This is a genomic window from Paenibacillus sp. MER 180 (assembly GCF_023713665.1).
GTDB lineage: Bacteria > Bacillota > Bacilli > Paenibacillales > Paenibacillaceae > Paenibacillus_B > Paenibacillus_B suaedae.
Map to the genome: position 1 here is coordinate 52,821 of NZ_JAMAVT010000021.1, position 22,308 is coordinate 75,128.

The following is a 22,308-nucleotide window of genomic DNA, read 5'->3' on the forward strand; positions in this document are numbered from 1 at the left end:
TTTGTATCATAAACTAGAATAAGGGTTGTGAATAATGGGAAACCATTTCATGGTTTACATTCTATTTACTGAGAATTAAAGATTTCCGTCGTCGCACAAGTCCCTTTCATTTTCACAAAGGAGGATAATCAATGAACGAATCCGAATCTGCGCTTATTCAGGCAGTAAGAGATGTCCGCGAGAACCATGTACATGGCGTAACGCTCATTACAGGAGATCGGCAAGAACGGTTTCACAGTTACAAGCAAGTCTTTGATAATGCCCTTATGTATTTGCATACCTTGCAAGCTCACGGCATTCGTGCTGGCGACGAGCTTGTATTTCAATTGAACGATGACGAATCGGAGCACTTTATTTTTTTGTTCTGGGCCTGCATACTAGGCGGAATCATTGCCGTACCCGTCTCGGTTGGCAGCAATGCGGAGCACAAAAACAAGTTTTTTAAAATCTGGGATACACTCCAAAACCCTTACCTTGCAACTTCGCCGCCTGTAATGGAAAGATTGCGCGCGCACGTCTCCGATAACCGACAAACATTGCACGACATGGACATGATAGCCGATAAGACTGTGTATCTGGAAGCGTTGGAGTGTTCCCTCCCCGCCCACGGAACGATGCATCAAGGTTCGTCCCGTACGATTGCTTTCATTCAGTTCTCTTCCGGTTCAACGGGCAATCCAAAAGGAGTCATTGTGACGCATGAAAATGTATACTCCAACACGCGTGCGATCAATAATCGGTTCGAAACGAGGGATGACGACTCCTTTTTGTCATGGATGCCGTTAACTCATGACATGGGGCTGATCTCCTTCCATATCACCCCGCTCATCAAAGGCGTAAATCAATACATCATGCCGACATCCGTGTTTATACGCAGACCGACGCTTTGGTTCAAAAAAATAAACGACCACAATATTACCATCACTTCTTCCCCTAATTTCGGCTACAAATACTTTCTGAAAATGTTCAAGCCTGAGATTGCCGCCGATTGGGATTTATCTAGACTTCGAATTATTGTAAATGGTGCCGAACCCATATCATCAGAGCTTTGCAATGAGTTTTTGGATAAGATGGCGCCATATGGATTGCAGCGGACAAGCATAAGGCCAGCTTATGGCCTAGCCGAGGCAACTGTTGCCGTCTCCCTCACTGATGGCAAAACTGAGTTTGCGCCGATTCACCTGGATCGCAGCTTATTAAACATTGGCCAAGAGATTGCCATTTCGGACAGATCCACTGAACATACTCTTACCTTTGTCGAAGTTGGACATGCAATTGATGACTGTGCGATCCGAATCTGCGACGATCATGATCGCATTCTGCCGGATAAGGTAATCGGCCATATTCAAATACAAGGAAAAAATGTAACTGCTGGTTATTACAATAACCGAGAGACTACTGCCGACATGTTCACGGCGGATCAATGGGTCAGAACGGGAGATTTAGGTTTTTTCATCGATGGAAATCTAGTTATGACAGGGCGTTACAAAGACATGATTATTGTGAACGGCCAGAATATTTATCCGCATGATATTGAACGGACAGCGGAAGAAGTCGAGGGCGTTGAATTAGGGAAGATCGCTGCCTGCGGCGTATACAACAAGGAGAGAGGTGAGGATGATATCGTCGTATTTGTCGTCAGCAAAAAAAATGATGCTCACTTCGCCTCGCTCTCCGAAAGCTTGGTAGACCATTTGTTCCAGCGCGGAGGCTGGAAAATCGCAAAGGCAATACCGATTCGTCAAATGCCGAAAACGACAAGCGGTAAAGTGCAAAGGTACAAGTTGGCACAGAATTATGCCGCTTCGCAGGCGAAGGAAAGCGACAACATCAGTCCTGCCCCTGTTTCCACGGAGCGAAAATCTTCAACCCTAGAAATGATCATGTCCTATTTGCATCATCATTGCAATGCCAAGACCAATCTGAACGAACATGAATCCTTTGTCAGATTCGGCCTGGATTCGTTAGAGGCGGTCAGAATGATCGATCATGTTGCCGACCGGTTGGGTATGACGCTGTCCCCTGCCTTAATCTGGGACTATCCGACGCCAAATAAGCTTGCGCAATACCTAGACTCTATCGCAAGCCAACCTTCCGTCCAAGAGCCTGATGCAGATCGCGGATCGATTGATGATTCAATCGCTATCGTCGGCATGGAAGGGAAATTTCCTGGGGCGGACGGCATCGCGGCATATTGGGAACTTTTGAAGGGCGGAAAAAACGCGATTTCCGATATGGACGACAAAAGGAAAGCGCTATGCGGAATAAATCCGAATTTTCATATGTTCGGCGGATTTCTGGAAGGCATCGAACTATTCGACAGTGAATTCTTCGCCATCTCCCCTAGAGAGGCGGCAAGCATGGATCCCCAACAACGGCTGTTGCTGGAGGTGACATGGAGAGCATTCGAAAATGCCAACATCAACCCCGCTCATCTTAAGGGCAGCGCAACAGGTGTATTTATAGGGGCCAGCGCAACCGATTATATCTATTTGCCAAAACCAAGCAAAACGAATGAGTCCGAGCCGTATCAAGTGTCAGGTGGTGCGCTGAGCATAATCGCCAATCGTATTTCGTATTTTTATGATTTTCGAGGTCCAAGCATGTGTATCGATTCTGCTTGTTCGTCGTCATTAGTGGCCATTCATTATGCAAGCCAAAGCCTACTGAACGGGGAATGCGATGCGGCAGTAGCCGGAGGGGTAAATTTATTGCTTTCCGCCAGCATCACGGAAGGATTGCAGGAAGCCAAAATGCTGTCTGAGGACGGAACATGCAAGACATTCGACGAAAGAGCCAACGGTTATGTCCGCGGAGAAGGCTGCGGGGTCGTTATCTTGAAGCGTTTAAAGGATGCGATTGCGGATGGTGACCGGATTCATGCTGTCATTAAAGGAACGGCCGTTAATCAAGACGGTCGCAGCAACGGCTTAACCGCGCCTAACGGGATCGCGCAAAGACAAGTGATACGCAAAGCAATGGAGCAGGCGCAGCTGAAGCCTGCAGACATCGGCTATGTAGAGGCCCATGGCACCGGTACGCCTTTGGGAGATCCTATTGAAGCTGAGGCAATTAAAGAGATTTATGGTTGTCCGTCGGCAGGATTCAACGATTACGACATCTGCTATCTTGGTTCCGTCAAAACGAATATCGGACATCTCGAAGCGGCTGCCGGCATTGCCGGACTTATCAAAACGGTACTGGCGATTCAACACGGCGAAATCCCTGCCCATTTACACATGACCAGGCTAAATCGATACATTAGTCTCGATCGATCCCGCCTCCGCATCCCTGTTGAGACGGAAAGCTGGATCAAACCTGTAAAAGCAGCCGGGGTAAGCTCGTTCGGATTTGGCGGAACGAATGCCCACGTTATTGTGCAGGAGGCACCCGCCCGTGACGTTAAGCGAGCTAACAATGCCATGGAATCGAGAGCGCATCTGTTGACATTATCATCCCCTACCGCGGACGGATTAGTTAGAATCGCTTCCACGTACGATTCCTATTTACAGCATGCATCCTCGGAGCAATTAGGAGCCATATGCGGAACGGCCAATACCCGCCGAACGGCATTCCTACACAGGGCATCATTCGTTGGCGGCTCACTTGAAGAGATACATGAAAAAGTCCGGAGCTTCTCCGCGCGCGGGGTGGACGACATTGCAGGCAGTCTCGTCCACTCTCCAAAAATCGTTTTTATGTTTACGGGACAAGGAAGCCAATATGTTAATATGACCCGCGACTTGTATGCAAGCTCAGAAGTGTTTCGCAAGAACATGAATCGATGTGCCGATTTAGTAAAGGAGCGTTTGGATCATTCTATCCTGGATGTCATTTATGATGTAGAAAATAATTCTGCGTCAGCTCTCCTTCACCGTACAGACTACACGCAGTGCGCTCTTTTCGCGATCGAGTACTCTCTAGCACAAGTATGGCTATCGCTTGGAATCGAACCTGCTGCGGTTGTCGGACATAGCGTGGGCGAATATGTGGCGGCATGCATTGCAGGGGTATTTTCTCTTGATGATGCTTTGGCCGTAGTTGCCGAGCGAGGAAAGCTCATGACACAAAAGTGCGATCCTGGAGCAATGGCGGCAGTCATGGGAGATATGGATGAACTGGTAAGCGTGCTTCACGCCCATTCGAACGTAGAAATCTCCGCCATTAATAGCAGCAATAACTTTGTCATTGCAGGCGCCCCGGATGATGTGGCTGAAGCTACGAACCACCTGCAGCGGGCAGGCGTTCATTCCGTACCGCTTGAGGTAAACTATGGATTTCATTCGCAATTAGTCGAGCCAATGCTGCAAGACTATTACGATATCATAAAACGATTAAAATTCAATCCTCCCCAAATTCCGCTTGTCTCTAACGTAACCGGCGATTTCATCGGGTCAATTACCGCCGAGTATTGGATCAGGCATACGCGGGAAGCTGTTCGGTTCAAAGACTCTTTATATACGTTGGTAAATGACGGGTGCAATATCTTTCTGGAAATCGGTGCTCATGCCGTACTGTCCCGGATTGGACAGCGAGAATTCAATGATGGTTCCTATAAATGGATTCCTTCTCTCCTAAAAGGAAGGGATGATGAATATTCGCTGCTCGAAGCTGTAGGCAATCTGTACGTCGCCGGCGGACAAGTCCAGTTTGAGGCACTCTACCAATTGGACACTCATGAATGCGCGCAATTGCCGAACTATCCGTTTGCTTATACAAAATGCTGGCAAGGCGGTCATATGAATCCGGAATCGCCAAAGGAGGAAAAGTTGGTGAAAACAACCCAAGATAGCAATATCAGAACTTCTATTATGATGGAGATCAAGGGAATATTCGCCCAGTTGCTGAATCAAGACGTGGCAAGAATCGATGAGAACCTGCCTTTATTGGAAATGGGCGCTGACTCGCTCATTTTGATGGACGTGATTCAAAAAGTAAAGAATAAATACGGAGTAACCTTTTCGGCGCGCGATTTTTTCACCGAAATCACGAGCATTTCCAAGCTATGCGCATCCATCGAATCGGTTATGCCGCATGAAGAACCGCCAGCGCTGACCGAAGAGCTGCCGAGCCCGTCGTCAGCCGTTGATTCGCCGTCCCCGGCACTCTCCAATTCGACAGCCGTCAATCAACCATCCCTAGCACTCTCCAATTCGATGCGCAACGAATCGGGGCTGCTTGGTTTCATGAGCGAACAACTGGCTTCCATGGAACGTGTCATCCAACATCAATTATCCTTCATCCACAATCAACCACTGAATGGAACGGCTGTTCATTCTAGTACAACGGCAATCAACCATTCGCAGAATGGATCGACTGTTCATCCAAGTACAATGGCGATCCGACCGGAATCCCCTGCCGCGCCTTCACTGCCGACAATCTCTGAAAAAGCCTGGGTTCCCTATCAAAGATGGCAGGATCAGAAAGAAGAAAGCGTAACTGGTATGCAAGAACAATATGCCAGAGCGCTCGTGGCACGATTGGCCGATAAAACAAAAAAATCGAAAGAGTGGATAGCCAAGCATCGCCCCGCGTTCGCCGATTATCGCGGTGCATCTGGTTTCCGGTTTTCCACGAAAGAAGTTCATTATTTGCCCGTTGTCGATCATGCAAAAGGTTCGCGTTTTTGGGATAAGGACGGAAATGAATATATCGATTTAACGATGGGCTTCGGCGTGAATTTTTTCGGTCACGCGCCTGAGTTTATTGACGAAGCTATTAAAGCAGAGCTTCAAAACGGCTATGCTCTAGGCCCGCAATCCGGCGTCGCAGGGGAAGTAGCCGACCTCATTCACCAGATTACCGGCATGGACAGAAGCACCTTCTGCAATTCAGGGACGGAAGCGGTAATGGCTGCCCTGAGGCTTGCGCGCGCCGTAACCGGCAAGAATAAGATTGCCATGTTCGCAGGGTCATATCACGGCACGTATGACGGCGTACTGGCCAGCATGTTCAATCGTCCCGGTTCAAACGGAGCTTCGCCAATGGCGCCAGGCATTCCTGCCGGGATTACGGAAGACGTCATGATTCTCGATTATAATAATCCGAAATCGCTGGAGATTATACGATCCATGTCGGGTGAGCTGGCAGCAGTACTGGTCGAGCCTGTACAAAGCCGTCGTCCTGACCTCGTTCCTATCGCATTTTTGGAAGAGCTTCGTGAAATTACGCGGAGCAACAATACGGCGCTGATATTTGATGAAGTGATTACCGGCTTCAGAGTTCATCCTGCCGGGTTCCAGGGCATATCCGGGATTCGACCGGATATGTGCGTTTACGGGAAAATCCTTGGCGGAGGCATGCACATTGGAGTAGTGGCCGGCAGCGCGAAGTTCTTGGATGCCGTGGATGGAGGGCAATGGAATTTTGGTGACCGCTCTTACCCGCAAGCTGAAACAACCATAATCGCAGGCACGTTCTGCAAGCATCCTATTACGATGGCCTGCACGCATGCCGTTCTGCTTCATCTGTTGGAGTTCGGCCCGGAATTGCAAGAGAACGTCAATGCCAAGACAGCCTATTTGGTGCGCGAATTGAACGACTTTTTCGAATCCGCGAATATCCCTATGAAGATGGTTCACTTCGGCTCCCTCTTCCGGTTCGTCTATCAAGTGAACATGGATCTATTCTTCTATGGCCTGCTGGATAAGGGCGTGTATATCTGGGAAGGACGCAACTGCTTCCTGTCGACAGAGCATTCCGACGAAGACATCCGTAAGTTGATTGGAATAATCAAGGATACGATGACAGAGCTTATTGACGCCCAAATGTTTCCGGGTGCACGCATTCCGGCTGGACAGCAGACTTCCGATAAGGAACTTATCCCCGTATCCGAGGATCAGAGGGAGTTATGGGTGCTTTCGCAGCTAGGCGATCAGGCAGCCATCGCATGCAATGAAACCGTAGTGCTTTCCCTTAAAGGCACGCTCCGCCATTCATTATTAACAGAGGCAATGAACAGTGTTGTGGCGCGGCACGATTCCTTGCGGGTGACATTCGATCATCAAGGCAATATGATACCGATTCGGGGGACGGTTCGCATCGATATGCCGATGCTGGATTTGAGCTCCGCAACGGATTCGAGTCCGGAATCTGCTGCAATAGAATGGATTCGCGATGCGACGGAGCGCCCTCTTGCATCAGGGAGCTTATATCGCTGCACGCTGCTCAAATTAACGACCGACAGGCATTACCTCGTATTTACTGCAAGTCACGTTCTCGTAGACGGATACGCTATTGGAATTATTCTTGAAGAAATGTTCGCCGCCTATTCCTCATTGTTGAAAGGCATGCCCATTCATTTGCCGGAGCCTTTGCAATTAAGAAGCTACATGGACTGGAAGGCGGAGCTGGAATCCAATGAGGAGCGTCAAGCCAATAACCTGTATTGGTTGAACAAAACATGCAGCAATACGACCCTGGATTTGCCGTTCGATATGAGGCGTCCGCACAAAAAAACCTATAATGGCGACATTGTTCGGCATATGGTCGATCCTACACTTGCTGAACGAGTGAACCGCTTTTCACAGCGCAATAAGGTCACTCCTTTCGTTACATTTTTAAGTGCCTATGCCCTGCTTCTCAATCGTTTGACGCATCAGACGGAGCTGACCGTCGGGGTGCCTTTTGCCCAGCGCTCTCTGCCTGACGGCTCGAGCTATGTTGGGTATGCGATCACATTATTGCCGATATCCATCGAAATGGATGAGCACGCGGAGTTTACGCGTTTGCTAAGCCAGGTGAAGACTTCTGTTTTGGAGGCCCAGGAGCACGGCGAGTTTTCATTCAGCAGCGTATTTCGAAATCCCGATGCCTCTCATCGTCTATCGCCACTTGAAGTCGTTTTTAACTATGAGCGAAGAGTCAATATCTCGGATGCTGGCAATATTGAAGTCGATACCATCCCTACTCCGATTACAGCAACGAAATATGAGCTCAGTTTCAATGTCATGGAATTCAACCGAAATATTGTTTTGGATCTGACTTATAATTCGGATCTGTTCCGGAAAGATACGATCGAACGCTTTTTAACCTATTACGAAAATATTTTGCAGGCCATTATTGAACCGTCTGCCGAAAAAGCGCCAATCGCCTTGCTTCCTCTCCTTAACGATGCAGACCGGGAACGTTTGCTTTTTGCTGGAGAGCCAGCGAATCTCCTGCGCGATCATCGCTGCCTTCATGAAGTGCTTGAGGCGCAGGCCCGGCACAAACCCGATGCCGTCGCCGCCGTATATGATCATCAACAACTGACCTACAGTGAACTAAATGAGCGAGCCAATCGTCTTGCGCGATATTTGCTTACATTGGGGGCAGGTCCCGGCGTGCTGGCAGCGATATTGGTCGAGCGTTCCCTGGACATGCTCGTCGGCATCCTCGGCGTGCTCAAAGCGGGCGCTGCTTATGTGCCGATTGACCCCGCGTACCCTGCGGAACGCATCCGTTATGTGATGGAAGACGCGGCTCCGGCCATTCTCCTTACCCAGTCTCATCTCTTGCGCTCCTTGCCGCAGCATGAGCTTGCAACGGTGTGTCTGGATGAAGAGCGGGATACGATAGAGAAGCTAGCCGGCGAAGATTTGAACGTGGAGCTGCCTTCCACCAATCTTGCTTACGTGATTTACACCTCCGGTTCCACCGGGAAGCCGAAGGGCGTAATGATCTCGCATGAGAATGTCGTCCGGCTGTTTACGTCTACCGAATCCATTTTCGGTTTTCATGAAGACGATGTTTGGGCCCTGTTTCACTCCTATTCCTTCGACTTTTCCGTATGGGAAATGTGGGGCGCCTGGTTCTATGGTGGGCGGTTAGTGGTTGTGCCCCATCTGACGAGTCGCTCGCCGGAGAACCTGTATCACTTGCTGGAAGAGCACAAGGTTACCGTCCTCAACCAGACGCCGTCGGCATTTCGGCCATTGGCTCAATATGAGGAATCACAAGACTCGTCAAAATTAAGCCTGCGTTATATTAATTTTGGCGGAGAGATGCTGGATTTTCAGTCATTAAAGCCTTGGATCGATCGACACGGAGATCGTTCACCTCAATTTATCAATATGTACGGAATCACGGAAACGACGGTAGTTTCTACTTACCGCCGAATAACCGCTGAGGATATCGGGCAGGACACGGGAAGCTTGATCGGAATTCCATTTCCGGACACGAAGGTGTATGTCCTTAACCGTCATATGCAGCCCGTTCCTCCTGGTGTGACTGGCGAAATGTACGTAGGAGGCCCCGGAGTCGCTAAAGGGTATTTGAACCGGGCCGAATTAAATAGCGAGCGCTTCGTGCTCGATCCGTTCGCTAATGAACCTGATGCACGCATGTACAAAAGCGGCGACCTGGCCCGCATTCGGCATAACGGCGAACTCGAATATGTAGAACGTGCGGATCATCAGGTGAAAATACGGGGATATCGCATCGAATTGGGGGAAATCGAGGCTGCGCTGAAGGAACATCCGTCTGTAAGGGAAGCTCTCGTTATTGCGGACGTTGATCCACATGGAGACAAGCGTCTGATTGCCTACGTGGAAACGGATCAATCGGGCGATATTATGCCGGTGCTGCGAGCGCATCTCGAAAGCAGGCTTCCAGATTACATGATCCCGTCCCTCTTTATGTGGCTGCAATCGATGCCTCTTACGAATAACGGGAAAATCGATCGCGATTCGCTTCCGAAGCCTGGTTACGAAAGAACGGATCTGCAGCCGATCTATGTGGCGCCGCGCAATCCGGCCGAAATGAAAATGGCCGCCATCTGGGAAGATGTTCTCGGAGTAAAAGAAGTGGGCGTGGAGGATAACTTTTTCGAGCTTGGCGGCCATTCTTTGCTCGCTACCCGGCTTCTCTCCCGCATTCGGGAAGCGTTCCAAGCAGAGCTCCCTTTACATGCCCTGTTCGATGCGCCGACTGTTGCGGCTTTAACCGCCAAGCTTGAAGACATGGGAATGACGGAAATGGAATTGGAAACGGAAATGGATCCCGTTCTCCTATCCGAACTGCTGACCGAGCTGGAAAACTTGCCAGAAGAAGAACGAGAAGCTGTTATGCGCGAACTGCCCCATAAGGAGGATGCATGGGTATGACGGATTTGCGGGATCGTTTGGCCTCGTTAACTCCCGAGCAGCAAAGAATGTTGGCAGCCCGGCTTGCCAAGGACAAGGCACCTCGCAAACCGCCCATAAAGCCGCAGTCAAGGAAGCTGGCGGGATCCGTTATGTCATTTGCTCAACAACGATTATGGCTGCTTCATCAGCTTGAACCGGGCATGAATCATTATCATATTCCGTTAGCGTTCGAATGTATCGGGGAGTTGGACATAACGGCCATACAGCGGGCGTGGATCGAAGTCATCCGCCGCCACGAATCATTGAGAACGCGTTTTTCAACGATGAAAAATGCGCCAGTACAAATCATTGAGCCGATCGACACCGTTCAACCAATGAAAGAAATCGATTTGTTCGCAGATGAACGCGTCGAGGACAAATACCTGGAAGCTCGCCGCATCATCGATGAAGAGGCAGCCAAGCCGTTCGACTTGGAGCATGGTCATCCGTGCCGGAGCTTGCTCATCAAAACCGGCAAACAGGAGAATTTTCTCCTGTTTGCCTTCCATCATATCGTGTTTGATGGTTGGTCTGTGGGCGTATTTCAACAGGAGCTGCTGACGCTCTATTCCTGTTATTCGCAGGGAAAGCCGTCTCCCCTGCCCGATCTCCCCTTCCAGTATGCGGATTATGCGATCTGGCAGCGCAAATGGTTGTCGGAAGAAGAATTGGATAAGCAACTGCAATATTGGCTGGACACCCTGAATCATGCTCCTTCGGCATTAGAGCTGCCCACGGATCGTCCCCGATCCGCTACGCAAACTTTCCGGGGCGATGCCGCTCAATTGTGCATACCGGAAGCCGTAGCGCAACCGCTCCTGCAATTGAGCCGCCGAGAAGGCTCGACATTGTTCATGACCTTACTGGCAGCTTTTCAAGCTTTGCTGCATCGCTATTCGGGACAGCATGACTTTTGCATTGGCACTCCGATAGCCAATCGCGGAATGTCGGAAATAGAAGGATTGATCGGCTTTTTTGTAAATACGCTCGTGATCAGAAGCGATCTGTCCACTAACCCGACGTTCCGCGAGCTGATGCAGCAAACCAAGAAACAGGTCCTTAACGCATATGAGCATCAGGATCTTCCGTTCGATCAACTGGTGCAGGCACTGCAACCTGAGCGCGTAACGAGCCATAGTCCGTTATTTCAAGTCACCTTCGCGATGAGTGACGATTCGTTTCAGCATATGGTGCAATCGGACGGTCTGCAGGTAAAGCTATTTCCGATTGTCAACAAGACGTCAAAATATGACTTGTCCCTGGTGATGAGCCATGTCAGGGATCACGGAATCATTGCCGAGCTGGAGTACAACACGGATCTTTTCGATTCACAGACCGTGGAGAGGATGCTGGAGCATCTCCAACATCTATTGGAGAGCATCGTGCTCAATCCCGACTTGTCCTTGAGCAGTCTGGAGATTATGGGCGAATGCGAGCGGCAGCTTCTGCTATCGGCATGGAATCAGACAGGAGCCGCAGATTTGGGAAATATGTGCATCCATGAAATTGTGGAGAAACAAGCTTCCTTATTCCCAGATGCAATTGCGGTGACATTCGGGATCGAGCAGTTCACCTATCGGGAGGTCAACATTCGCGCGAATCGGATGGCCCGCCATCTACAGCGGCTCGGTATTGGTCCAGAAGTATTGGTAGGCTTGCTGGCTGACCGTTCAGCCGAGCAAATTATCGGATTGCTCGCAATATTAAAATCCGGCGGGGCTTATGTACCGATCGATCCGGCGTACCCCGACGAACGGATCGCTTATATGATCGAAGATGCCCAAATTCATGTGCTGTTGACTCAAAAGCGGCATGCAGAGCGGGTTCGGCACACGAATTTGACCGTTCTTCCGTTGGACGGAATCGGCGCCAATCCGCAAGATGGCGATGAATCGGCTCCCGACAGCGGCACTGCGCCCAGCAATTTAGCCTATGTCATCTACACTTCCGGTTCGACAGGCCGACCTAAGGGAGTCGAAATCGAGCATCATAGCTTGCTCAATTTAGTGTCCTGGCATCAGAATGTGTATCGCATATCCAGCTGCGATCGGGCGACATGGCTGGCAGGCCCCGCTTTTGACGCTTCCGTCTGGGAGCTGTGGCCTTATTTGGCCAGCGGCGCCTCCATTCATATTCCAGACGAGGATACCCGCTTGGATCCGGATCGCCTGCGCGATTGGCTCGTGAATGAGCGCATTACCGTCAGCTTTTTGCCCACGCCGCTGGCTGAGGCGGTTATCTCTCTGACCTGGCCTGACGAGTGCTCTCTGCGGTGCATGCTTACTGGGGGGGACAGACTGCGTTATTTTCCGCCGGAGACGTTGCCGTTTGCCCTGTTCAATCATTATGGGCCGAGCGAAGGAACAGTTGTCTCCACAGCATGCCGCGTGCCTGTGAAATCACGGTCTTCCGCGGAGCTTACAGCACCGACGATTGGACGACCGATCGCCAATATGAGAATTTATTTGCTGGATCGGCATCGCCATCCCGTTCCAGTCGGCGTTGTTGGCGAATTATACATTGCTGGCCGCGGCCTGGCTCGCGGTTATCTGAGAAGGCCCGAGCTTACAGCTGAGCGGTTCGCGTTCGTTCCTTCCCTTGCAGGGGAACGATTGTATCGAACTGGCGATCTTGCCCGTTATTTACCGGACGGATCCATTGAATTTATGGGCCGCGCCGACGATCAGATAAAAATAAGGGGATATCGCATTGAACCCGGCGAAATCGAGGCGGCGCTTACGCTACATCCGGCTGTTGAGCAGGCGATCGTTTCCGTAAAGGAGCCTGGGCCGGAAGACAAGCGGCTGGTTGCATACGTGATCCCAGCCGATATCACTCACGGATTGGTTATAAGCGAGCTTCGGCTGCATGTGCAGGCCCGGCTTCCGAATTATATGGTTCCTGCCGCCTTCGTCGTTATGGAGGCTCTCCCATTGACGCCTAATGGTAAAGTGGATCGCAATGCATTGCCGTCGCCGAATTTTACGGACAAGGAGGAAGAATATGTGCCTCCCCGAACGCCAACCGAAAAGAAGTTGGCTGACATTTGGTCGCAGGTGCTCGGCATTGAACTCGTCAGCATCCATGATAATTATTTCAGCTTAGGCGGCGACTCCATTTTAAGCACTCAAATTACAAGCAAAGTACGTCAATTGGGTCTGGAAATGAAGCCGAAATATCTGTTTCAATATCAATCGATCGCGGAGCTGGCTCCCGTGTTAGAAGCTCTGAAGCCGCCCGAGCCAAGTGAAATCGGGCAGCAAGAAGTGACGGGCTCGCTGCCGCTTACACCGATTCAGCGCTGGTTATTCGAGGAGATGTCCGTTCCCGAGCATTTCAATCAGTCCATGATTTTGTCCGTGAATTCCCAAATAAGCTATGAAATCCTGCAGAGAGCGATTGCCCATCTCGTGGCACATCATGATGCGCTGCGTCTCCAATTTACGATGGGCCGATCAGGTTGGGAACAGGCATATGCCGCTTATACGGACGAATCGCCTCTGAAGCGCATTGATCTTCGCGATCAGCCTGCAAACCTGCAGGCAGATGCTTTTGCGGCCGCGATCACAGAGACTCAAACCGGCTTCGACTTAAGCGAAGGCATGCTGCTGCGATCCATCTATTTTGACTATGGCGCCGCACAGACAGATAAGCTGGCATTGGTAATTCATCATTTGGCGATAGATGGTGTTTCATGGCGCATTTTGCTTGATGATCTAAACACGGCTTGTCAGCAATTAGTAGACCGTGAAGCCATATGCCTACCGTCGAAAACTGCTTCATATCGCGATTGGGCGCACAGCCTTGCTGCCTACTCCGCCACGGATCAACTGCGGGCAGAGCTGGAATACTGGTTACATCAAGTCAGTCCTCCCCCTCCCCTAATTCCGCTCGACTTCCCAGACGGAGCCAATACGACGGCCTCTTTGGCAGTTGCGGAATCGAATTTGTCTTCTGAAGAAACGCGGATTCTGCTGCAGGAGGCTCCATCAGCATTCGGCGCGCAAATTGACGCTATTCTGTTGGCCGCACTCGGCCGCGCTGTCTCTGGATGGTCGGGAGAAAGGAAATTGTATGTCCATATGGAGGGGCACGGCAGAGAAGAATTATTCACTGACCTTGATATCTCGCGTACAGTAGGATGGTTTACGAACATGTATCCAGTCATGCTCGAAGTGACAGATAGCGCGGATATATACGCGGACATCCAGGGGGTAAAAGAGCGACTGAAGCGTATTCCAAATCGCGGAATCGGTTATGGCTTACTGCGTTATATGACCGAAGATGACGATATTGCGAATCAGCTTCGCAATCTTCCACGACCAATGATGAGCTTTAATTACTTGGGGCAATTCAATACTGATTGGAATAAGGAAAAGGGGGCTCTATTCACGCTGGTTGCGGATACGGCAGGACAGGATCTTGCGCCTGATTCCGAACGGGCCCATTATGTCGACGCGGCGGCAATGGTGACGTCAGGCCGTCTGCACATAAGTTTGTCATACAGCGAAAATGTGCATCGTAAGCAAACGATCGAAAATTTGGCTCAAAGGTTCGAAGAAGAGCTTCGAATCATGATCGGATTATGCCAGCAATCAAAATCCCATACCTCTGTTAACGGACGGAAGATGAACGATGTGAGCGGTCTTGATACAAGCAGCAAATGGTTCGTTCGCAATAAGGTAAATCAGAAAGACGCAATACGGCTGTTTTGTTTGCCTTATGCGGGAGGGAACGCATCTATTTTCCGCGCATGGCATGACTATTTGCCAGCGTTCGCGGAGGTTTGCGCAGTTCAATATCCAGGCAGAGGCGCGCGATTGCGCGAACCTGCCTACACAAGCATGTCACCGCTGCTGGAAGCAGTCGCACATGCGATGAGGCCCTTATTGGACAAGCCGTATATTCTGTTTGGTTACAGCATGGGAGCCTTATTGGCATATGAATTGTCGATCTTATTATCGAGGAGCTTGAATCGTCCTCCGCTAAAGCTTATTGTCGCGGGATTGAATGCTCCGTTTGTACAAAGTCCGGTATCGCCCATTCATAATTTGCCCGAGGAAGAATTCAGAAAAAGACTTCGGCTGAACGGGGGAATTCCAGAAGAGCTAATTGATGACGAGGAATTGCTGGAACTTCTGTCTCCTTCTCTGAGAGCCGACTTTTCGGTCTGCGAGACTTATGAATATACACAAGGCACCGTACCTTGTCCCATCGTTGCATTAGGAGGACAAGACGACGAATTTCTGTCCGAACAATCGCTGACATCCTGGCGCAGCTTGACCAATTCCGATTTTTCAAGCAAGCTGCTCCCGGGAGGGCACTTTTTCTTGCACTCTCATCCGGAGCAACTATTGTCGGCAATTCGAAAAGAAATCGAATGCGTCAATACCGGATCTATTTACGCAAGTAAAACATAAATTGTGGAACATGGGGAGTCTGCTGAATCTTTTTCAGCAGACTCCCCTTTTTATCCCGTTGGTTTATCACCTATAAAAATTGGAAGAAAGAAAAAGTCGTTTTCTGTCCCAAAGATAAGCAAACGACTTTTAACCTTCGGTATACGCCGTGCCACTGCATATATAAAGTATGTTGAATAAAAATCGTACATAAGATGAATTCTACACATGCGACATCCAATTTCTAGGTATTCAGGTCGAAGCCCAGAAATATTGATTTTAACAAACAACAGTTATTTGGAGGCTTGAAAATGATCTTATTCGTGACCCGCTCCATGATATTTCTTCTCCTCCTCACCTATTTTTCTGATAGCAGCATGATTGTCCATGCTGACTACAAGGCGCCATCTGCTGAAATGAACATAAGTGTACGGACAAGCCCCTCCGCAACATATGAACATAAAATAGTTTTGAAAAATAAGGAAGCCATTCGTTTATATCAGGATAGCAAGGAAGAACAAATAGAATATCGCCCTGTACTCTCCGACATTTATGTAACGATTACAAAAAATAATGGAACTAAGAATTTCCGTATGGATCAATCCGGTTCCTTATGGAACGAGGCTGAATCAACACGTCTTATCCTTACACCTAAAGCGACCAAGCAGTTACTGGTACATGCAAATTTTCTAAGAAAACATCATTATGGGACGATTGTTCCTTGGAGTGAAGCGAAAGCCTTGCTTCCTAGAAAAAGTACTTTCTCAATTATTGATTTGGAGAAAGGGTTGAAATTCCGTGTTCAGCGTCGTGCGGGAAGCAGGCATGCCGATGTGCAGCCGCTAACCAAAAAGGATACGAAGACGATGAAGCAGATGTATGATAATCATTGGAGCTGGAATCGGAAAGCGATAATCGTCGTTACTGATGACAATAGGAAAATCGCTGCTTCTATGAACGGGATGCCACATGGCGGCGATGGAATCCCAGACAATGGATTTTCCGGACACTTCTGCGTACACTTTCTTGGAAGCAGTACGCATCGATCCATGCATCCAGACTTATTGCATCAGGTGATGGTTTACACGGCGGCTGGAAAAAGAGAGGCGTTTTTACATAGCTTGTCGCCCGAGATGCTCTCGGAACTATTTATTGGAGCATTGTCTCAGCGAGATAATAATTTACTTATAGCAGTGTCTGAAGGTGCACATTCTGAAACGGTAAACTACTTTCTTAAGCAGATGGAGAACGGAACGACATATCGGATGATGAAAAGAAAAGAAATTCCCGATCCAGACAACAGGCATCGATTAACTACAGTCTTAGAACTACCTGTTTTCATGAAACAGAAGAACATGTCGGAAAAAAGCGTAGCCATTCGATTTGAATTTGCAAGGGAATCGGTTCTTTCTCCATGGAAAATAAGGAATGTGAGCCCCAGAAAGAAATGAAGAGAGCGAACTGCGCTCTCTTCAACTGTACTGATTTTTTTATGCAATCTAACCGTTCGATTTTAATACTAATTAACCATGTAAGCGGATCAGATCTATGCATATCAGATATTTCATTTGCTTAGTTCACCAGTTCGAGTGGCATGCTTTTTCCGTATGATACGAATCATACTTAGTATAATGAGTGATACAATAATGCTGCCGATTTGCATCATGCCGATAGCGAATAGACCGGTGAGTCCAGGTTCTGATTCTTGGTAGGTTAAGATTGGTGGCACTCTATATTGATTCGGCCAGATGACAAACCGCAAAATTTCTAAATATGTAAGGTGAAAACCAATTGACGCCCAGAGGCTTCCGGTCCATAAACGAAGTAACTGCAAGCCTATTCCAAAACAAAAAATGATAACGATATATGAGATGTCAAGCGATACTCCGGGTGTAAGTCCTACGAACGCTTGAATTAGGGCAACCGCTGTCGTGAGGCATACAAATAGCATTGTTTGAAGGAATACGGACAGCCAAGCTGGAAATCGATGCCGTAAGACGTCATACAGAAACCCTCTTAACCCTAGCTCTTCTGGCAAAGCTTCATAGAAAACGGCAAAACAAACATTGATGAGCAGCGCAGCAACCCACTGATCAGGGGTGTGCCATTTTTCTATGACAATCAACCCTTGAGAACTGGCAATAATGAGAGTCAATGCAGCCAAAGCAATTGCCAAGAGAGCCCCCGTAATAAAGTGATATCCCCTTTTCCAGGAATATACCGGCGTCTTGGGTTTCACACCAGTCATTCGATAGAGACGCTGATATAAATACAAAATAATAGGAACAATGAGCCCGCTCATTACAAGACCTTTAACCACATATTGAGCATACATTGATGGGCCGAACAACTGTACAGTAACATCACCGGAAGATGAAGCTAGAAACAGAGCACCGACTAATGTTGCCCATCCGGCGAACAATAAACCTAACCATTTCATATTCTGATTTTCTCTCTTTATCATTACATTACAGTCCTTTCATTCCTAACATAAGTCGATTTATTTTCTGAAAAAAATACTCTTAATCGCGCCTATTAGCGCGGGCAGCAGTAAGGTTACGATTAAAAATGCAGTAATGACATTATTTATCGGTAAGTTATACGGAGTGAACCATTCTGTAAAAAGTTTAGAGTTCAAAATTCTGCCCATGATCGTTCCTGGATTGATTTCTCTGTTCGGGTTCCATGAAAATCGATCACAGGCAATAAAATAGAGTTGCGCAACAAGAAATCCCACAAGGGGCATTACCCAGCCTTTTATTCGACTAGGACGACCTTTTTGAGTATGCATCCTGTCCTATCTCCCTTTTTCGTATATCTTTTGATCATGCAACAGTTACGAACTCTTATAATTCCTTTTTCGTAAACAGAGCTGCAGCTATAAAGTAGGAAGCAATGAACAGCAATAAGATGCCGATCAGGATCAAATACAAGATTGGGTTACTATGTAATCCGTGCTCGTTGATCATTTGCATAAATATTGCCGTAGGCTGTGCCAGTGCAATTAGGATTAATGTGAACACCCCTTGAATAATAGACGTTCCTTTCTTACTAAGCGTATAAAACAGCGGCAAATAAATGGAAGCAAGGGCTAGCGTGATGGCTGCTGGTCCTAGTATATCCATGACCGTTAATTCTGGTTTGTTAAATGCCGGGAATACAGTTGTAACGAACAAGTGAATGCCATAAGATGCTAGGACACTGACAAGGCTAATAATAATGCCCGTTATGTATTTCGCTTTTACGATATTTTTACGGCTAATCGGCAGCGTGACCAGAAAATTGTGGTTATGATTCTTTATATCGATCAGCGTAGCGTGACTAAGCGTAGCGAAAGCCGTATAAATACCCACAAGGTGAACAGAGGATGAATGCCTTGGTATAAAAACAACACTGAATACAACAAAATACATGAGAGGTGTCCACAGCGAGCTCTTCAAAGCGATGAAATCTTTCCGAAGCAAGTTAAGCATGTACGCGTCCCCCCTTGGTTGTGAAATACACGATGTCTTCTAATGATGGTTTGTTGAGAACCGCATAATTTCCGAATAAATGTTCAGCTTCCTGCCGATTATCTACTAAGCCCTCAAAACCAACGGCTGTCTCACGAATTCCGATAAATTTTTTTCGAACATCGGAATCTAGCAGTTGGGAGTCACCTTTCACGATTACGTATCTATCGAGTACATCATCTTTCGCTTCATTGAATACGAGCTTTCCGCGATTGATGAAAGCAATGTAGTCGGCAATGCGATCCAAGTCTGTCGTGATATGAGTTGAGAAAATAATCGAATTTCGCTCGTTCTGCATCATGTCCGCAAGAATATCGAGCATTTCCCTTCTAAACACAGGATCTAGCCCGGAGGTTGGCTCATCCATGATGAGGAGCTCTGCCTCATGTGAAAAAGCAACGGCAAGGGCAAACTTCACTTTCATCCCCTTGGATAATTGTTCAATCTTCTTATTCGGGGACAGCTCGAACCGTTCCAGATAGTTGTTAAACTTCTGATCGTTCCATTTCTTATAGAAAGGCGCGATCACCTTCTTCATGTCACGAATCGTAAGGTGATCATAATAGAAGCAATCGTCTGACACGATGCCGATGCGCTGCTTGATGTCCACTTCTTGTGCAGGCATATCGCAGCCTAGTATCTTTACGCTCCCGGAGTCAGGGCGAATCATGCCGAGCATCATTTTGATTAAGGTGCTCTTCCCAACTCCATTCGGACCTATGAGCCCGGTAATGTAGCCCTGCTTCACATCCAAAGATACCTGATCAACTGTAAATTCAGGATATGTTTTCGTTAAATTACGTATTTCGATTACATTCATGGTGTGTGCTCCTCCTCGAACAATAGCTTCATATGATCGATCACATCTTGTTGACTCATGCTTAATTCCTTACTTTCACGAATGATCTCTATCATTTTTTCTTCTAATTGTTTCATACGCTGCTCCCGAATGAAGTCTTTATTGGCACCTGATACGAACGATCCCTTCCCTACCACGGAGTCGATCAGTTTCTCTTTCTCCAGCTCTTCATACACACGCTTGGTTGTGATGACGCTGACCTGCAAATCCTTAGCCAGCTGCCGAATGGAAGGAAGACTGTCACCTGCACGCAATTCCCCGCTCAGAATGCTCTGTCTGATTTGGTTCAATATTTGCATGTATATCGGATCGCTCGAGGCGTTGGAAATAATAATTTTCAGCTTGTATCACCTCATTGCTGTTAATATCCATATAGTGTACATATACAATATATACACTGTTGCAGTAAGTGTCAATAGAGTATTTAGTGTATATATATATTATATACATTCGTTACCCTGCAAACAGAAGGGATGCCTCGAAGGAATTAATCGACTATTTAGAAAAGAATGTGGTGAAATAATAAAACGGCCGAGCGTCAATATCGACTGCTCGGCCGTTTTTGCTGTGAAAGGCATAATTTTTCGAGTTCAGTAGTTCAAAGCAGGAAATTGGTCACCTACGATGAATTTGTTCCGCTTTGCTACGCTCCTTGGTTATCGTTGATGAGTGTTTTCGCTACTGTGTCCCAGCGCCACGGTACAGATTGCCCTGTCAGGTGAACACCACCAAGCCACGTATCGATGCCGTTCAGAGCTACCCGGTCTGCTTGACCTTCCAGAACTTGTTTCCCCTCTTTCGTTAACGCCACCGTACATTCACGGAATGAAGGCGGTGTGCCTTGGAAGTTCGGGAAGGTCTCTACTCCCTCAACATGCAGAAGCGGATGGGTACCGCTAGTCAGCTTGTCCAACACATGCCAGTATTGCAAATCCCCCATTCCAAGTTCATGCAGCCTATTGCAGACATGCTTAAATAATTCATACGGAGAAGCAATGCCACAATCAATCTGCTCCAATGTGAATTGCTCGACAATGCCGAGCCCATTGTGGACAGATGGGAAAAGGGCAAGATGCTGCTGGAATGCTGCATTCGCATAGGGCAATGCCGACGTATCCTCTCGCAGAAGCTGTACGAGCTTGCTAGGATCAGGAGACGTATAAGCCTCCCATAATGCTGACCCTAGATCGAGCTGTTCACGACCGACAGTTTGCCACGTCCCTGATAGTGACGCCAACTGCTCTTCATTTAATTGGCCGAGCCCACGGAATAATTCAATGCCTGGGAATGACCCAACGCATAGCAAACTTAGTTTCGTATGTCCAAGCGGCCGCTGTGCAAACCAATGGAGCAAGTAGCTGAGCATCGTCTGGTCAAATAAATCATGCTCGAACCACAACACAATCTCTTCGTATTCGGAAAAGCGAGTGAGCTGCTGTTCTTGTTCGCCAGAGAGACGTGTGAATTCTGCTGCGGGAATGCCGAGCGCCTGCTCCAAGTATTGAGCCCGTACTCGCCTATTGGAGGCTTCTGTGGGATTGGCGAAGTTCGGTCCTTCCGAATAAACTTCCCTCCACACGAGAATATCCCCTTCTGGTATAACCTTACGCAATGTGTTCGCTACGTGATCTCCGTTTACAATATGCAGCATATGTTGTCCCCCTTCATATAAGCCGTTGCATACATGGGCAAAATCAGCAACTGGCAGGATTCCTTTTAGTTTGCGTCGTGCGTCGAATAACCGTTTTTTCAATACAGGGATGGAAATGCCTAAGTACGCAGAGATTTCCTGTAATGAATAGCCGTAAAAATAAAACAACTGGACCGCCACACGCATATTCGATGACAAGGACGATACGGATTCATGAAGCAGCAGTCTCAGTTCTTTTTGCTCGACAATGTCGGGGATGCTCTTCCCGCTTTCGGCTAAGCCGATCATATCATCCAACGGGACAGACGGATGACGTTTGCGCCGAAGAATGCGGTTTGCTTGGCGAACGACAATCACCTTGAACCAACCCGGGAATGCTTCGGTTTCTTGCAGCTTATCGAGGTTAATGAATGCTTCCGCGAATGCTTCCTGCACGGCATCTTCCGCCAACTGAACATCTTGCAGCCGTTCATAGGCTACAGCATAAGCCATTGAAGTGAACTGTCGGACGATGGGATCGAACGCTTCGCGGTCTCCTTGCTTCGCTGCCTCTATCCAATGGTGCACGCCCCCAACTCCTTTCTATCTATCCATCTATACACTAGTGCCATGTAACGACCAAAAGGTTACTTCAAATGAGATATATCCATCATAAATTCATGAAACTATGGTTCATTCCCTGCTCGTATATGTTCGTACGTAATGAAAGCAAAACATTATAATCCCGATTGTAAAAGAAAGAAGACTACCGTTTCAAGAGTGAATGGCAGCCACTGGGAAA

Annotated in this window: 9 protein-coding genes; 3 read left to right on the plus strand and 6 right to left on the minus strand. The window is 48.1% G+C overall.

The window, feature by feature from the left end; all coding sequences use genetic code 11:
- Window positions 1-131 precede the first annotated feature (131 nt).
- The 3 genes from M3661_RS25270 to M3661_RS25280 all read left to right on the plus strand — a co-directional run bounded on the left by M3661_RS25270 (window position 132) and on the right by M3661_RS25280 (window position 16,956).
- On the plus strand, window positions 132-10,085 hold the full coding sequence (locus M3661_RS25270) for a non-ribosomal peptide synthetase/type I polyketide synthase (RefSeq protein ID WP_251489622.1): 9,954 nt from the start codon (window positions 132-134) through the stop codon (window positions 10,083-10,085).
- Entirely contained in the window at window positions 10,082-15,526 is a 5,445-nt protein-coding gene (locus M3661_RS25275; protein ID WP_251489624.1) for a non-ribosomal peptide synthetase, read from the plus strand. The genes M3661_RS25270 and M3661_RS25275 overlap by 4 nt, the downstream gene beginning before the upstream one ends.
- A gap of 290 nt (window positions 15,527-15,816) precedes the next feature.
- Complete coding sequence (locus tag M3661_RS25280; protein WP_251489625.1) at window positions 15,817-16,956, plus strand: hypothetical protein; 1,140 nt, start codon at window positions 15,817-15,819, stop codon at window positions 16,954-16,956.
- Window positions 16,957-17,069: 113 nt separating this feature from the next.
- On the opposite strand, the gene M3661_RS25285 is transcribed toward M3661_RS25280, so the two are convergent.
- The 6 genes from M3661_RS25285 to M3661_RS25310 all read right to left on the minus strand — a co-directional run bounded on the left by M3661_RS25285 (window position 17,070) and on the right by M3661_RS25310 (window position 22,094).
- Window positions 17,070-17,945, minus strand: a complete 876-nt coding sequence (locus tag M3661_RS25285; RefSeq protein WP_251489627.1) for a CPBP family intramembrane glutamic endopeptidase — start codon at window positions 17,943-17,945, stop codon at window positions 17,070-17,072.
- Window positions 17,946-18,005: 60 nt separating this feature from the next.
- Entirely contained in the window at window positions 18,006-18,296 is a 291-nt protein-coding gene (locus tag M3661_RS25290; RefSeq protein ID WP_251489629.1) for a YfzA family protein, read from the minus strand.
- Between the two features lie 55 nt (window positions 18,297-18,351).
- Complete coding sequence (locus tag M3661_RS25295; protein WP_065290740.1) at window positions 18,352-18,978, minus strand: ABC-2 transporter permease; 627 nt, start codon at window positions 18,976-18,978, stop codon at window positions 18,352-18,354.
- Window positions 18,971-19,837 carry an ABC transporter ATP-binding protein gene (locus M3661_RS25300; protein ID WP_251489631.1) on the minus strand — a complete coding sequence of 289 codons (867 nt, stop codon included), beginning with the start codon at window positions 19,835-19,837 and terminating at the stop codon, window positions 18,971-18,973. Before M3661_RS25300 ends, M3661_RS25295 begins: the two co-directional genes overlap by 8 nt.
- Window positions 19,834-20,217, minus strand: coding sequence for a GntR family transcriptional regulator (locus M3661_RS25305; RefSeq protein ID WP_251489681.1), 384 nt, complete (start codon window positions 20,215-20,217; stop codon window positions 19,834-19,836). The genes M3661_RS25300 and M3661_RS25305 overlap by 4 nt, the downstream gene beginning before the upstream one ends.
- A gap of 302 nt (window positions 20,218-20,519) precedes the next feature.
- Complete coding sequence (locus M3661_RS25310; RefSeq protein ID WP_251489633.1) at window positions 20,520-22,094, minus strand: sigma-70 family RNA polymerase sigma factor; 1,575 nt, start codon at window positions 22,092-22,094, stop codon at window positions 20,520-20,522.
- Window positions 22,095-22,308 lie beyond the last annotated feature (214 nt).